General features: G+C 69.4%; 17 protein-coding genes. 7 read left to right on the top strand and 10 right to left on the bottom strand.

Annotated features, from left to right (window positions below):
* Positions 1-6: 6 nt before the first annotated feature.
* Positions 7-774 carry an SDR family oxidoreductase gene (locus ACIBGM_RS23000; RefSeq protein ID WP_396386815.1) on the bottom strand — a complete coding sequence of 256 codons (768 nt, stop codon included), beginning with the start codon at positions 772-774 and terminating at the stop codon, positions 7-9.
* Between the two features lie 159 nt (positions 775-933).
* Here ACIBGM_RS23000 and ACIBGM_RS22995 point away from each other — a divergent pair, with 159 nt between their 5' ends.
* From ACIBGM_RS22995 to ACIBGM_RS22985, 3 genes are all read left to right on the top strand, one after another.
* On the top strand, positions 934-1,308 hold the full coding sequence (locus tag ACIBGM_RS22995) for a YciI family protein (protein WP_360532613.1): 375 nt from the start codon (positions 934-936) through the stop codon (positions 1,306-1,308).
* 106 nt (positions 1,309-1,414) lie between these two features.
* Positions 1,415-1,996: an adenylate kinase gene (locus ACIBGM_RS22990; RefSeq protein WP_360532610.1), complete on the top strand. Its 582-nt coding sequence runs from the start codon at positions 1,415-1,417 to the stop codon at positions 1,994-1,996.
* 109 nt (positions 1,997-2,105) lie between these two features.
* Positions 2,106-2,942: a hypothetical protein gene (locus ACIBGM_RS22985; RefSeq protein WP_360532607.1), complete on the top strand. Its 837-nt coding sequence runs from the start codon at positions 2,106-2,108 to the stop codon at positions 2,940-2,942.
* 33 nt (positions 2,943-2,975) lie between these two features.
* On the opposite strand, the gene ACIBGM_RS22980 is transcribed toward ACIBGM_RS22985, so the two are convergent.
* Positions 2,976-3,608, bottom strand: coding sequence for a hemerythrin domain-containing protein (locus tag ACIBGM_RS22980; protein ID WP_396386710.1), 633 nt, complete (start codon positions 3,606-3,608; stop codon positions 2,976-2,978).
* A gap of 43 nt (positions 3,609-3,651) precedes the next feature.
* On the opposite strand from ACIBGM_RS22980, the gene ACIBGM_RS22975 reads away from it, so the two are divergent.
* Complete coding sequence (locus ACIBGM_RS22975) at positions 3,652-3,918, top strand: DUF1905 domain-containing protein (RefSeq protein ID WP_360532601.1); 267 nt, start codon at positions 3,652-3,654, stop codon at positions 3,916-3,918.
* 25 nt (positions 3,919-3,943) lie between these two features.
* A complete protein-coding gene (locus ACIBGM_RS22970; RefSeq protein WP_396386709.1) occupies positions 3,944-5,008 on the top strand; it encodes a biotin/lipoate A/B protein ligase family protein in 1,065 nt (354 codons plus the stop codon).
* On the opposite strand, the gene ACIBGM_RS22965 is transcribed toward ACIBGM_RS22970, so the two are convergent.
* The 3 genes from ACIBGM_RS22965 to ACIBGM_RS22955 all read right to left on the bottom strand — a co-directional run bounded on the left by ACIBGM_RS22965 (position 4,992) and on the right by ACIBGM_RS22955 (position 6,856).
* Positions 4,992-5,810, bottom strand: a complete 819-nt coding sequence (locus tag ACIBGM_RS22965; protein WP_396386708.1) for a PhzF family phenazine biosynthesis protein — start codon at positions 5,808-5,810, stop codon at positions 4,992-4,994. The two genes, ACIBGM_RS22970 and ACIBGM_RS22965, sit on opposite strands and share 17 nt — an antisense overlap.
* Positions 5,807-6,427 (bottom strand): dihydrofolate reductase family protein, encoded by a 621-nt coding sequence (locus ACIBGM_RS22960; protein ID WP_396386707.1) that lies wholly within the window; start codon positions 6,425-6,427, stop codon positions 5,807-5,809. The genes ACIBGM_RS22965 and ACIBGM_RS22960 overlap by 4 nt, the downstream gene beginning before the upstream one ends.
* Positions 6,428-6,490: 63 nt before the next feature.
* Positions 6,491-6,856, bottom strand: a complete 366-nt coding sequence (locus tag ACIBGM_RS22955) for a hypothetical protein (RefSeq protein WP_396386706.1) — start codon at positions 6,854-6,856, stop codon at positions 6,491-6,493.
* Between the two features lie 58 nt (positions 6,857-6,914).
* Between ACIBGM_RS22955 and ACIBGM_RS22950 the strand changes: the two genes are divergently transcribed.
* Positions 6,915-7,358 carry a VOC family protein gene (locus tag ACIBGM_RS22950; protein WP_396386705.1) on the top strand — a complete coding sequence of 148 codons (444 nt, stop codon included), beginning with the start codon at positions 6,915-6,917 and terminating at the stop codon, positions 7,356-7,358.
* Here the strand turns inward: ACIBGM_RS22950 and ACIBGM_RS22945 are convergent.
* From ACIBGM_RS22945 to ACIBGM_RS22930, 4 genes are all read right to left on the bottom strand, one after another.
* Positions 7,297-7,737, bottom strand: a complete 441-nt coding sequence (locus tag ACIBGM_RS22945) for a DUF1707 domain-containing protein (protein ID WP_360532583.1) — start codon at positions 7,735-7,737, stop codon at positions 7,297-7,299. The genes ACIBGM_RS22950 and ACIBGM_RS22945 overlap by 62 nt on opposite strands.
* Positions 7,734-8,417 carry a PadR family transcriptional regulator gene (locus ACIBGM_RS22940; RefSeq protein WP_360532580.1) on the bottom strand — a complete coding sequence of 228 codons (684 nt, stop codon included), beginning with the start codon at positions 8,415-8,417 and terminating at the stop codon, positions 7,734-7,736. The genes ACIBGM_RS22945 and ACIBGM_RS22940 overlap by 4 nt, the downstream gene beginning before the upstream one ends.
* Positions 8,418-8,490: 73 nt before the next feature.
* Positions 8,491-9,354, bottom strand: a complete 864-nt coding sequence (locus ACIBGM_RS22935; protein WP_396386704.1) for a helix-turn-helix domain-containing protein — start codon at positions 9,352-9,354, stop codon at positions 8,491-8,493.
* 55 nt (positions 9,355-9,409) lie between these two features.
* Positions 9,410-10,411, bottom strand: coding sequence for a methyltransferase (locus ACIBGM_RS22930; RefSeq protein WP_396386703.1), 1,002 nt, complete (start codon positions 10,409-10,411; stop codon positions 9,410-9,412).
* 101 nt (positions 10,412-10,512) lie between these two features.
* On the opposite strand from ACIBGM_RS22930, the gene ACIBGM_RS22925 reads away from it, so the two are divergent.
* Positions 10,513-11,448 (top strand): helix-turn-helix domain-containing protein, encoded by a 936-nt coding sequence (locus ACIBGM_RS22925; protein WP_396386702.1) that lies wholly within the window; start codon positions 10,513-10,515, stop codon positions 11,446-11,448.
* Between the two features lie 23 nt (positions 11,449-11,471).
* On the opposite strand, the gene ACIBGM_RS22920 is transcribed toward ACIBGM_RS22925, so the two are convergent.
* Positions 11,472-12,122: a DUF2993 domain-containing protein gene (locus ACIBGM_RS22920; protein WP_360532568.1), complete on the bottom strand. Its 651-nt coding sequence runs from the start codon at positions 12,120-12,122 to the stop codon at positions 11,472-11,474.
* Between the last annotated feature and the right edge of the window lie 85 nt (positions 12,123-12,207).

The raw sequence follows: 12,207 nt of genomic DNA, 5'->3' as shown, positions 1-12,207 counted from the left end.
CAAGCATCACTCCGCGGCGGCTTTTGCGGAAGTTTGCGCGGCCAGGAAGTCCTCCCAGGTGCGGGTGCCGACGTGGGCGCCGCTGAGCGTCAGGTTACCGCCGGCCCGGTACACCTTGCCGGCCTTGCCCGGCACCCGGATCGGGAGCGACAGCCGGCGCTTGCCGGTCGCCTTCAGGTAGTCCTGCGCGAGCTCGCCCACGGTGTAGACCTTCGGTCCGACGACATCGGGCACCATGCCGGCGGGCTCGCCCAGCGCTAGCTCGACGAGCCGCTCGGCCACGTCCCGCGCATCCACCGGCTGGAACCGCACCCCGCCGGGAACAGGCAGCACCGGCAGCTTCGCCATCGCCCGCGTGGTCCGCAACGCGAAGTCGTGGAACTGCGCGGCTCGCAGTACGGTCCACGGCACCGACGACCGGCGTACGGCTTGCTCGGCGCCGAGCTTCGACTTGAAGTACGTCAACGGCAACTGGTCCACCGCGGTCACCGAGATGTGCACCAGGTGACGTACGCCGGCCCGCTCGGCCGCCTGGACCAGGTTCTGCGTCCCGATGTCGTCGCCCTTCGGGCCACCAGCCAGGTGGACGACCACTTCGGCGCCCTCGACCACCGCGTCCAGGCCGTCACCCTGCGTCAGGTCTGCCGCGACGTACTCGATCCCGTCACCCCGGTCCTGCGCGTGCCGGCTCAGTACCCGCACCTTCCATCCAGCGGCCTGCACCAGCGGCACGACCTGCCGCCCCAGCGTGCCCGTCCCACCGGTCACCAGCATCGTTCCCACGATTCCTCCACTCGTCTCCGAGGCCCGTCTCCCGGGCCCTCACCCTTCTGACGGACCCCGATCGGGGAGTGTGACTCGGGCAAAATGTCGAGGGGAGTGGGCCAGGTCCGACGTCTCCCGCGTACCGACTCAGAACTGCAGGAGGTTGTCGTGAAGTACGTGATCCTGATCCACTCCAACCCGCAGCCGTGGGGCCACCCGACCCCCGACTTCACCGAGGCCGGCCGGGCGATCCCGGCGGCGGAGCGCAAGCAGATGTACGAGGAGTTCGAGGCGTTGCTGGCCGACCTGCACGCCTCGGGGGAGTTCCTGTCCGCGGCCGCGCTCGACGCCCCCGCCTCGTCGACCGTCTACCGCTGGCAGGGCAAGCGTCCGGTGAGCACCGACGGGCCGTACGCCGAGTCGAAGGAGCAGCTGGCCGGGTTCTTCCTGTTCGAGTTCGCCAGTCGGGAGCGGGCCGAGGAGGTCGCCACCCAGTTCGCCGGTCCCGGTGACACCGTGGAGCTACGGCCCGTGATGATGTGACGTGCTGATGTGATCAGGGCCCCGCAAATCAAGTGATGTACGCCGTACCGCCGGTGCGGAAGTTCTCCTACTCTGAATCGACTACCGAGAGTCAGGAGCACTGCCCGTGACCACCGTCATCCTGATGGGGCCGCCCGGAGCCGGCAAGGGAACCCATGCCGAGTTGCTGGCCGGCCGTCTCGGGGTGCCGGTCATCTCGACCGGCGACATCTTCCGTGCCCAGGTCGCCGAGGGGACCGACCTGGGCCGGACGGCCCAGCGGTACCTCGACGCCGGCGAGTACGTCCCGGACGAGGTCACCAACGCGATGATCCGCGAGCGGCTGGCCGCCGCCGACTGCCGTACCGGCTTCCTGCTCGACGGCTACCCGCGCACCCTCGAGCAGGCCGCCGTGCTGGACGAGGTCCTCGCGGCGCAGGGCCGCGGGCTGGTCGCGGTCGTCATCCTGCGCGTCGACCAGGAAGCCCTGGTGCAGCGCCTGCTCCGGCGGGCCGAGATCGAGCACCGCTCCGACGACACCGAGGACGTCATCCGCCGCCGCCTCCAGGTGTACGGCGACCAGACCGTCCCCCTGATCAGCCTGTACGACGAGCGCGGCGTCCTCCGCGAGATCGACGGCACCGGCGAGATCCACGAAGTCCGCACGCGCGTCCTCGACGTCGCCGTCGAACTTACGCCGGCCGAGTGACCCGCGACGTTCACGGCGTACTGCCAGGAAAGTCCACGGGCTCTCCCAGCGGGTCTTTCTAACGTCTTTACCTTCGCACGGGGATCGGAACCGACGAAGGAGAAGGACAGTGGAAGACGACGACAAGCCGGTCGGCCGGGTGCTCACCCGGCGCCGGGCCCTGGCCGTGTTCGGCGCGGCCGGCGTGACGTTCACCGCCGTGGGTACGGCGGTGGCCGCCGACGCCGCGACGAGTACGACGGTCGACTGTGTGGCCAAGCCGGAGATGACCGAAGGGCCCTACTTCGTGGACGAAGGGCTGAACCGGTCGGACCTGCGGGTGGACACGTCGGACGGGTCCAGGGTCGCCGGGACCACGTTCACCCTGGTGCTGCACATCCTGCAGGTGGGCAGCAAGGCCTGCACACCGTTGCCTGGTGCAACTGTTGACCTCTGGCACTGTGACGCCGCCGGGATCTACTCCGACATCGCGGCCGAAGGGACCACGGGCAAGAACTTCCTCCGCGGCTACCAGGTCAGCAACCCGGGCGGGATCGTCAAGTTCACCACGATCCTGCCCGGCTGGTACCAGGGCCGGACCGTCCACACCCACGTGAAGGTCCGCACCACGGGCGCCGACGGCAGCCCGTACGAGTTCACGTCTCAGCTCTATTTCCCCGAGGAGTTCAAGGCGGCCTACCTGGCCGCGGCGCCGTACGCCGCCAAGGGCACGCCGGACACCACGAACGACACCGACATGCACTACGCCGACCTCGGCGACCAGATGCTTCTGCAACCGAAGCAGACCAGCAGCGGCTACGAGGCCTCGTTCGCCATCGCCCTGGACCTGTCCGACACCGCGGTCGGGGCCGACGACGCGTTCAGCATGCCGGGTGGCGGTGGCACCCCGCCGACGGGCACTCCACCCACCGGCACTCCACCCACGGACACCCCGCCGGCAGCCTGAGCTGTACTGAGCCCCGGGTGCCCTGCCCGGGGCTCAGGTGCGCCAGACGGGGGCTACCGACTTGCGGTAGTTGCGGCCGAAGATGCCGGTGATCACGGTGTAGACCGGCTTCGGGATGCCGCTGGTGATCGCGGCCATCTCGTCGGGTCCGGCGCCGTCGGAGACCCAGGCGAAGAACGTGCCGCCCTGCGACGGCCCGATCTTGGCGAACTCCCGGCCCATCGCCTTCAGCTCGGCGGAGTCCTTCTTCTCCAGGTACACGGCCTCGATCTCGGCCTCCTCGTGATCCATGTGCTGCACCGTCACGCGTTGCAGCTCCTGCATCGCCGCCAGCGCGGCCGCTACGTCCGCGGCGCTCGCCGTACTGCGCAAGCTCGCGATCGAGCTGCGCGCCGCGTTCAGCGCGGTCGCCATCGTGTCGTGCTCGGCATCCATCTGGGTGAGCAGGTCGCGGCCCACACCGATCTGCTCCAGCGCCGGCCAGGCGATGTCGTGCTCGCCCTCGTGATGGTGTGTCAGCTGCTGGTCGAAGTTCGCCCAGGCCGTGGCCAGTTGCTCGGCCCGCTGCCGATCCCCCTCCGGAAATCGCCCCAACGCATCGATGAATCGCTGCAGATCCCGCCGTACTGCGGCGTGGATCGCCTTGTTCATACTCATTTCCGCCATGAATCCGGAGTGTAGGCTGAAATCCCCGGAATTCGGAGACAACATGGCGGTGGCATTTCGCGGGACCGTGCGCCAGTGGCGCGACGACAAGCCTGGCGGGCTGGCAGTGGTCGACGTACCGGCCGAATTCGTAACGGAACTGGGCGGACGCAAACAGCGACGCATCACCGGCACTCTGAATGGCGCGGATTTCACCGCCAGCACCATGCTGGTGGCCGGCGGCGGCTTTTGTGTCGGCGTCAGCAAAGCCGCGCTGAAATCCGCGGGCGCCGCGGTCGGCGACCCGATCGACGTCGTCCTGCATCCCTGATCCCGGGAACATCCCACGCACGCGGGTGGTTGAGCACAACGTGCATGGTGAGTACAAGGTGCCCGGTGGGAAGTTGGTTGTCGCGGACCTCGACGTGGTGGACGAGCACGTCCGGAGGGCGCAGATCAGTGGGGACTTCTTCCTGGAACCGGATGACGCCCTGGAGCGGATCAACGGTGCCCTCGCCGGTCTGCCGGTGGCGACTCCGGCGGCGCAGGTGGCTGCCCGGGTCCGCGGTGTCCTGGGGGATGGCGTCGAGATGCTCGGGTTCTCGCCGGATGCCGTGGCGGTCGCCGTGCGGCGTGCGTTGACCGGGGCAACCGGTTGGAGCGATCACGAGTGGGAGTTCGTGCACGACGTACCGCGCGAGCCGGCCCTGCAGATGGCGCTCGACGAGGTGCTGACCGAGCAGGTCGGCTCCGGTGAGCGCCCGCCGACGCTGCGGGTCTGGGAGTGGGCGTCGAACGCGGTCATCATCGGCAGCTTCCAGTCGCTGCGCAACGAGGTCGACCTCGACGGCGCCACCAAGCACGACGTGACAGTGGTACGGCGGATCAGCGGCGGCGGAGCCATGTTCGTCGAGCCGGGGAACACGATCACGTACTCGCTCTATGTCCCCGAGTCGCTGGTGTCCGGGCTGTCGTTCACCGAGTCGTACGCATTCTTGGACGACTGGGTCATCGGCGCGCTGAACGATCTCGGCATCGCGGCGACGTACCAGCCGATCAACGACATCACCTCGCCGGCCGGCAAGATCGCCGGCGCCGCCCAGAAGCGCCTGGCGGGCGGCGCCGTTCTGCACCACGTCACGATGGCCTACGACATGGATGCCGCGAAGATGCTCGAGGTGCTGCGGATCGGCCGGGAGAAGCTGTCCGACAAGGGCACTACGAGCGCGAACAAGCGCGTCGACCCGCTGCGCAGCCAGACCGGTCTCGACCGTGCCGAGGTGATCGATCGCATGGTCGCGTCGTTCGCCGGCCGCTACGGCCTCAAGCCCGGCTCGATCGACCCGGCCACCGTCGAGCTCGCCGAGGACCGGGTCACCACCAAGTTCGGCACCGAGGACTGGCTCACCCGGGTTCCCTGATCGGTACGGCGTTGCCGCTCACCCGGACCCTGTTGTCGTCGGCCAGCAGTTCGACGTGGATCAAGCTCGGCCGGCCGAGGTCGTCGCCTTGGTGCAGCGTGAGCGTGACCGGCGCCTGGACGAGACCGCGCTCGCGCAGGTAGGCGCCGAACGCGGCCGCTGCCGCACCGGTCGCCGGGTCCTCGACGACCCCGCCGACCGGGAACGGATCGCGCACGTGGAAGGTCGTCTCGGACTCCCGCCAGACCAACTGCAGAGTGGTGAGATCGCGCTCCAGCATGTAAGCGAGCAGCCGGTCGAAGTCGTACTCGAGGTCGGCGAGTCGTTGCTGGGTCGCCGTACCCAGGACGAGGTGGCGGGCGCCGGCGAACGCGATGGCCGGCGGTAGGGCTGGGTCGAGCTGGTCAGCACGCCAGCCGAGGATGTCCAGGACCTCGCTGACGTCGCCGGCCTCCTCGACGTACGGCTCGACACTCGTCAGCGTCGCTCGCATGCCTTCGTCCACCGTGACCGGCACGTCGCCGGCGGGTGTCGAGAAGACCCGTTCACCCGGGCCGATCCGCTCGGCGAGCGCCACGGCGGTGGCCACCGTGGCGTGTCCGCAGAACGGGACTTCTGCCTTGGGCGAGAAGTACCGCACCTGGTATTTGCCAGTCACGAAGGCGGTCTCGGAGTACCCGAGGTCGGCGGCGATCGTCTGCATCGCGGCGTCGTCCAGACCGCTCGCGTCGAGCACTACTCCGGCCGGGTTGCCGCCGGCCGGGTTGGTGGTGAAAGCGGTGTAGCGAAGTACGTCGGTCATCGGCGCCTCAGCGTGAGATGGGTGGCAGCAGGTGAGCTGATCATCTCAGTCACCTTGTAGTTCCGCAGAGCCTCGGCGACGTTGTCGAACAGTCGCTCACCGGCCCCGGCCAGCAGCGGGACCTGAACCAGGTACAGCTCGTCGATCAGACCAGCCCGCAGATACGCCTGGACCGTCGCCGCGCCGCCCGCGATCACCACGTCCTGTCCCTTGGCGGCCGCGAACGCCCGCTCGAGCACGACCTCGACCGGCTCGTCGGTGAAGTGGAACGTCGTCCCGCCGTCCATCGGCAGCGACTCCCGCGGGTGGTGCGTGCGCACGAAGACGTCGTGGTGGTACGGCGGGTTGTCACCCCACCACCCCTTCCACGAGCCGTCCTGCCACGGACCGCGGATCGGTCCGAACATGTTCCGGCCCATGATCGTCGCGCCGACCTCCTGGTCCCACAGTGCGACCCGCTCGGCGTCGATCCCGGTCGCGCCGGGCTCCTGCGCCGCGAACAACCAGTCGTGCAACCCCTCCACGCCGTCACCGAATGGCGCTTCCTCGCGCTGGTTCACCCCGGCGCTGAATCCGTCCGCCGTGATGGTGAAGTTGTGGACCCGAACCTTGGCCATGGCAGTCTCCTCAGGTTGTGCTTACACCCGCTGGTCGGAGCCGGTCCGGTCGCTTTGACATGGTTACTCGGTCCAGTCCAGTTGCGGCTCGGGAATCTCCAGTTCGCGCCCGAATGCCTGCGCCTCTGCTCGGGCCGCCGCGTCACCGCGCGGGTACCGGAACACCCGGCCCGGGAACACCACGAAGATCTCCTTGGCGTTGTGGAAGTCGGCGTACCAGCCGGGGGAGTCCAGGCTCGCCGCCAGCTCCCGGGCCAGCGTCTCGGAGTGCCAGTCCTCCACCTCGAACTCCAGCACCGACCACACCGGCGGCTGGCCGGTCGAGGCGCTGCTCACGTCGTACCTGCTGATCTTCCGCACGGCCAGCGGGATCTCCGACAACTCCGTCCCCACCCGGAGGCTCTCCAGGATCAACACACCCTCGTACATGCCGATCTCCTCTCCTCGCCCCCGACGCTAACTCGCCGCGCCGACATACCGTGGGGCCGTGGAGCTTGGATACGTGATCCTGTACGTCGAGGACCTCGACGTCTCGGTGGAGTTCTACCGGGACGTGCTGGGACTGCCGCACAAGTTCACCGACGCGGGGTACGCCGAGTTCGCGACGGGCGCGACCCGGTTCGCGCTGTACGAGCGGCGGCGGGCGGAGTGGCTGACCGGGCGGGCGGTGACGCCCGGCCCGGCCGCGGAGATCGTGCTGATGGTCGGCGACGTGGACGCGTGCGCCGATCGCCTCGCCGGCTTGGGCGTGCCGGTGCTCAGCGGGCCGGCCGACCGTCCGTGGGGACACCGGACGGTGCACGTGGCCGATCCCGACGGGTTCGTGGTCGAGTTGGCTCAGGAGATCCCGCGCCGGCGCGGGCGGCGGGTCAGCGGCGACGGTGGTGGTAGTGCTGCTGATGCTGCCAGCGGTGGCGGTGCGCCCCGCTGAACAAGGCGATCCAGAACAGGCCCCACAACAGCCACGGCGCGGTCAGCAGCACCGCGGTGACGACGAGGCCGATCATCAGGATCGGCGCGAGCATCACGAACGGCGGAGGCGCCTGCCGTTGCCGCTGCCGGACCGGCTTCCCGGCCGGCGACCAGGGGCCCTGCACGAGTTGCAGCTCGGCCGGGTCCGGGAGGTCGTCGAACAGCGGCACCAGGTCGTCGGCGTACCGGGCCCGGGTCGCGTGCTCGCTACGGTCCTCGAACTCCTCCTGCGTCAGCCGGCCGGCGACGAAGTGGTCGCTGAGCATCGCCACGGCCTGGTCGCGCTCGGCGTCGCCGATCCGGACCGGGCCGTGGCGCTCGGGAAGGTACGGGTTCATGACCGGTCCTGCGGCTCGTCGTCGGCGAGGATCCCGTACAGCTTGCGCCGCAGCTCGGCGAGCGCGTCCTTGGCCTGCGCCTGCTGCTCCGGCGTGCCGGTCGCGAGGATCTGCCACATCGCCGCCGCGGCCTGGCCGAGCATCGGTTTCAGCCCGTTCTCGTCGTCGTGCTGTGGCGCGCCCATCGCCTCCCACGGCGCCCGGACCTCGTCGGCGTGCTCGGCGACGTACGCCCGGCCCTCGTCGGTCAGCGTGAAGGTCCGGCGACCGACCTCGGCGTCGGCGGTGACCAGGCCCTCGTCCTCGAGCTGCTGCAGGGTCGGGTAGATCGAGCCCGGGCTCGGCTTCCACACCCCGCCGCTGCGCTCGGCGATCTCCTGGATCAGCTGGTAGCCGTTCATCGGCTGCTCGGCCAGGACGGCGAGGATCGCCGCCCGGACGTCACCGCGCCGGGCCTTGGGCCCGCGCCAGCGCGGCGGCGGCCCGCCCCACGGCGGCCCGAAGAACTGCCCGCCGAACATCCCCCACTGGCCGCCCCCGAACGGGTGCTGGTGGCCGTGATGGGTCTTGCGGCCGCCACTCATCGCGGCGCGCAACTCTTCCTTCAGGTCCTCGAAGGCTGAACAGTGCCGGGCGAGGTGCTGCCAGGGCCACCCCGCCGCGTACGTCGATCCGGTCATCTCGACCACCCGTCCCTCGGCTGAGAATGCGATAGTTCGACGATATATCGCGAACGATCGCAACCCAAGGGATTCAGCCCGCCGACTCCACAGTTGCCCGCCAGCTCGCGAGCAGCCGGAGCGCGTCGTACGTCGGTGAGCCCCGTTCGGCGGTGTAGACGGTCATGGTCAGACCGGGGTCGGCGGGCAGCGGCATCGCCTCGAACCGCAGCTCGAGCGGGCCGACCTCCGGGTGGCAGAAGTGCTTGACGCCGGAGTGGTGCAGGCGGACGTCGTGCGCGGCCCAGCGCTTGCTGAACTCCTCACTCCGGGTGGTGAGCTCGCCGACCAGCTCGGTCAGCTTGCTGTTGTAGGGGTCGCGGCCGGCCTCGGTGCGCAGCAAGGCGACGGTGGTGTTCGCCGAGTGGTTCCAGTCCGGGTAGAAGGTCCGCGCGGCCGGATCGAGGAAGTTGAAGCGGGCCAGGTTGGCCGGTCGACTGGCTGTGGCGAAGACCGGGGCGAACATGGCCCGGCCGAGCTCGTTGGAGGCGAGCAGGTCGAGTCGGCCGTTGCGGACGAACGCCGGCGACTCGGTCAGCGACTCCAGGATCGCCAGGATGCCTGGGCGGACTTCCTCGGTGGTCCGGCGGCGTCGCGCCGTACGCGGGGATGCGCCGGCGGTGCGAGCCAGATCGGACAGGTGCTGACGCTCGGCCTCGTTCAGTCTTAGGGCGTCGGCGATTGCGTTGAGCACGCTGTCGGAGACTCCGCCGAGGTGGCCGCGCTCGAGGCGAGCGTAGTACTCGACGCTGACGCCCGCGAGCAGGGCGACCTCCTCGCGCCGCAGACCCGGCACCCGGCGGTGCCCCGAGTGCAGGCCGCCGATCCCGGCCTGCTCCGGCGTGACCTTCGCCCGCCGGCTGGCCAGGAACTCGCGGATCTCACTGCGGTTGTCCACGCTTTCGAGGCTAGCGCGGGTGTTGTAGGTCAGGGGTGCCCTGTGAGTACCACCCTCAGCTCGCTTCGATCACGCGGTAGTCGTACGGCGGGATCGCGTCGCTGACCGCGGTCAGCGTGAAGCCCGCTTGGGAGAGCAGGCTGCGGAACTCGGCCTCGGTGCGCTCCCGGCCGCCGGTCACGACGAGCATGTGGATATCGACCAGCAGCGTCGGCACGTCATTCGGTCCGGCGAGCTCGGGGAGCATTCGGTCGAGGATCAGGAGGCTTGCGCTCGGCGGCATCGCGGTTCGGCAGTTGCGAAGGATCTGCAGGGCTGCGGCGTCGTCCCAGTCGTGCAGGATCTGCTTGAGCAGGTAGGCGTCCGCGCCCTTGGGCACTTCGTCGAAGAAGTTGCCGGGCTCCAGGCGGCACCGATCGGCGACACCTCGTGCGTCGAGTGTCGTCGCGGCATCCTCGAGGCCGGAGGGGAGGTCGAAGACGATGCCTTGCAGGGTTGGCTGTGCGGCGAGCAGTTCGGCGATCAGGGTGCCGTCACCGCCGCCGACGTCGAGGATGGTGTCGAAGCGCTCTGGGCGGATGGCGTCGACCAGGCCGGGCGCGGCGGCGCGGGAGTGCTGCGCCATCGCCTTGTTGAAGACGGCGGATGCCGCCGGATGGCTTGTGTAGTAGTCGATCCAGAACATGCCATGGGCCTGCAGCCAACCGGGTACGCCAGTTCGGATCGCGGTGACCAACTCACCCCAGCTGAGCCAGGAGGCCTTGTCCCACAACATGGCGGACAGGGCGTGAATGGAGTCGTCAGTGGTACTGCGGAGGCATCCACCGGCCTCGGTGAGCTCGAACATGTCGGTGTCGGTCTGCCGGGTGAGGCCCAGTCCGGCCAAGGCGCGCAGGAGGCGCCGGAGGGATTGCTGCTCGGCGTCGAGGATCTTCGCCAGCTCGGCGCTGGATCGTGGCCCGTCCTCCAGCAGGTCGGCCAGGCCGAGCTCGGCGGTCGCGCTGACGACCTTCGTCACGGTCGCTCCGAACAGCAATTGGTCTTGGTTCGTGGTCATTCGGCCACGCTCACACCGGGTGCACTGCGGGGACATGACCAGGAGTGCACAGGCGTTGAGGATCCGTGTACTGGCCGGTGCTGGTTGGTTACGGTGGGCGGATGAGCGTCGTGTTCCGGGCCGACGACCAGCCTCTGAAGGCACGAGCCGGCTACTGGCACCAGGTGGTCGGGGACACGCTCGCGCGCCTGGATCTGGCGGCTCCGCCGTCGCTGGATGCCCGGGACCGCTTGCGGGTCGGCGAGGTCGGTCCGGTGCGGGTGGTCGAGCTGTCGACCGGCGAGTCGAGCCGGGCCACTCGTCGCCGTACGCATATCAGCAGCTCGGATCCTGAGGTGTTCAAGATCGACGTCCAGGCGCGCGGGCATGGTCTGATCGCACATGGCGGTCGGGAGGCTCGCTGCGCGCCGGGGGACTTCACGCTGGTCGATCTGTCTCGGCCTTGTGGCTGGGCGAACAGTCCGGCGGCCGGCCTGGTGGCGGTGGCATTTCCGCGATCGCTCTTGCCTGCTTGGGATCTGGACTCGCTGACCGGAATTCGGATCGCCGGTGACGACGGGCTGGGTGCGCTCGTGTCCTCGCTGGCGCTTCGGCTTCCGAAGCACCTCGACGACGCCGACGGCGGACGACTCGGTACGGCGATGCTGGACCTGCTGACCGTGGTCCTTGCCGAACGGCTCGGCGACGGTCGAAGCGTTCCGCCGGCGACGCGGCGCCGGGCGCTGCTGGTCCAGATCCACGCGTACATCGAGCAACGCTTGTCGGATCCGGCGCTGTCGCCGCGGAGCATCGCGGCGGCCAACTTCATCTCGGTCCGCTATCTCCACAAGCTTTTCGAAGCCGAGCAGACGACCGTGGTCGCCTCGATCCGACGCCGCCGACTCGCCCGCTGCCACCGCGATCTACTCGACAGCACCCTGAACGCCGTACCAGTCAGCGCCATCGCAACCCGCTGGGGCTTCAGCAGCCCTGCCCACTTCACCCGCCTGTTCCGCGCAACCTACGGCCAACCCCCGACCCAGGTACGCAACCCGTGACCTGACGGGCTGCTGATCGGGGGTCAGGCGGCGAACTGCAGGTCGTCGGCGGTGGCGACGAGGACGACAGAGCTGCCTTCGACGGCGACCTGCTTGAGGGAGGCGCCGAACGGGAGCTCGGGGAGCGTGATGCCGCGGGCCAGCAACCGGCTCACGACGGTGCGGAGTGCTGACGGGACTGCGTCGGAGAGCTGGTCGACGGCGAGCACGATGCGGCCCTTCTCGACCTTCGGGACGAGCGTCGCGTCCACGTCGACACCGCGAACCGCCAGCTGGGCGTGCAGTTTCTCGTCCACGACGCGCAGAGTCAGGTCGTCGACGCCAGTCGCCCGTGCGGCGAGCTTGGTCAGCTCGGCCGGCGACAGCCGGAGCTTCATGTCCGTCGAGTCGATGGTGACCGCCGCGCCGGCTCCGCCCGTCACCAGCGCGCGCGGGACGTGCACGCCGCTCATCGTCACCGTGAGGTCCTCGGCCGGGACGGACGAGAACGTGGGCTGCTGCATTGTCAATGTGACCGACTGGAACTCCTCGCGCGCGACCTGCGGCAGGAACCCGAACCCGCCGATCGAGACGCTGGTGTCCGCGGCCTGGACGTCGTACTTCGCGGCCTCGTCGGCAGCCATCGTCGCCAGCCGATCCTCGGCAACCCACGCGGCAGCCCGATCAGCACCCACCACGAGGCACCCCAGCACCACCACGGTGACCACCAGACGCCGCCCCCAACGACGCGGTCTCCTCGAACCCATCCCAGCCCTTCCC

The sequence above is a fragment of the Kribbella sp. NPDC050470 genome (genome assembly GCF_044458365.1).
GTDB lineage: Bacteria > Actinomycetota > Actinomycetes > Propionibacteriales > Kribbellaceae > Kribbella.
This window is presented reverse-complemented; position numbering and strand designations above follow the sequence as displayed.

Coding starts and splice junctions, on each gene's coding strand:
- ACIBGM_RS22965 (WP_396386708.1), bottom strand. CDS start 5,810: ATGACCGACGTACTTCGCTACACCGCTTTCACCACCAACCCGGCCGGC.
- ACIBGM_RS22925 (WP_396386702.1), top strand. CDS start 10,513: ATGAGCGTCGTGTTCCGGGCCGACGACCAGCCTCTGAAGGCACGAGCC.
- ACIBGM_RS22975 (WP_360532601.1), top strand. CDS start 3,652: ATGGCGGTGGCATTTCGCGGGACCGTGCGCCAGTGGCGCGACGACAAG.
- ACIBGM_RS22955 (WP_396386706.1), bottom strand. CDS start 6,856: ATGTACGAGGGTGTGTTGATCCTGGAGAGCCTCCGGGTGGGGACGGAG.
- ACIBGM_RS22980 (WP_396386710.1), bottom strand. CDS start 3,608: ATGGCGGAAATGAGTATGAACAAGGCGATCCACGCCGCAGTACGGCGG.
- ACIBGM_RS22960 (WP_396386707.1), bottom strand. CDS start 6,427: ATGGCCAAGGTTCGGGTCCACAACTTCACCATCACGGCGGACGGATTC.
- ACIBGM_RS22945 (WP_360532583.1), bottom strand. CDS start 7,737: ATGAACCCGTACCTTCCCGAGCGCCACGGCCCGGTCCGGATCGGCGAC.
- ACIBGM_RS22940 (WP_360532580.1), bottom strand. CDS start 8,417: ATGACCGGATCGACGTACGCGGCGGGGTGGCCCTGGCAGCACCTCGCC.
- ACIBGM_RS23000 (WP_396386815.1), bottom strand. CDS start 774: ATGCTGGTGACCGGTGGGACGGGCACGCTGGGGCGGCAGGTCGTGCCG.
- ACIBGM_RS22930 (WP_396386703.1), bottom strand. CDS start 10,411: ATGACCACGAACCAAGACCAATTGCTGTTCGGAGCGACCGTGACGAAG.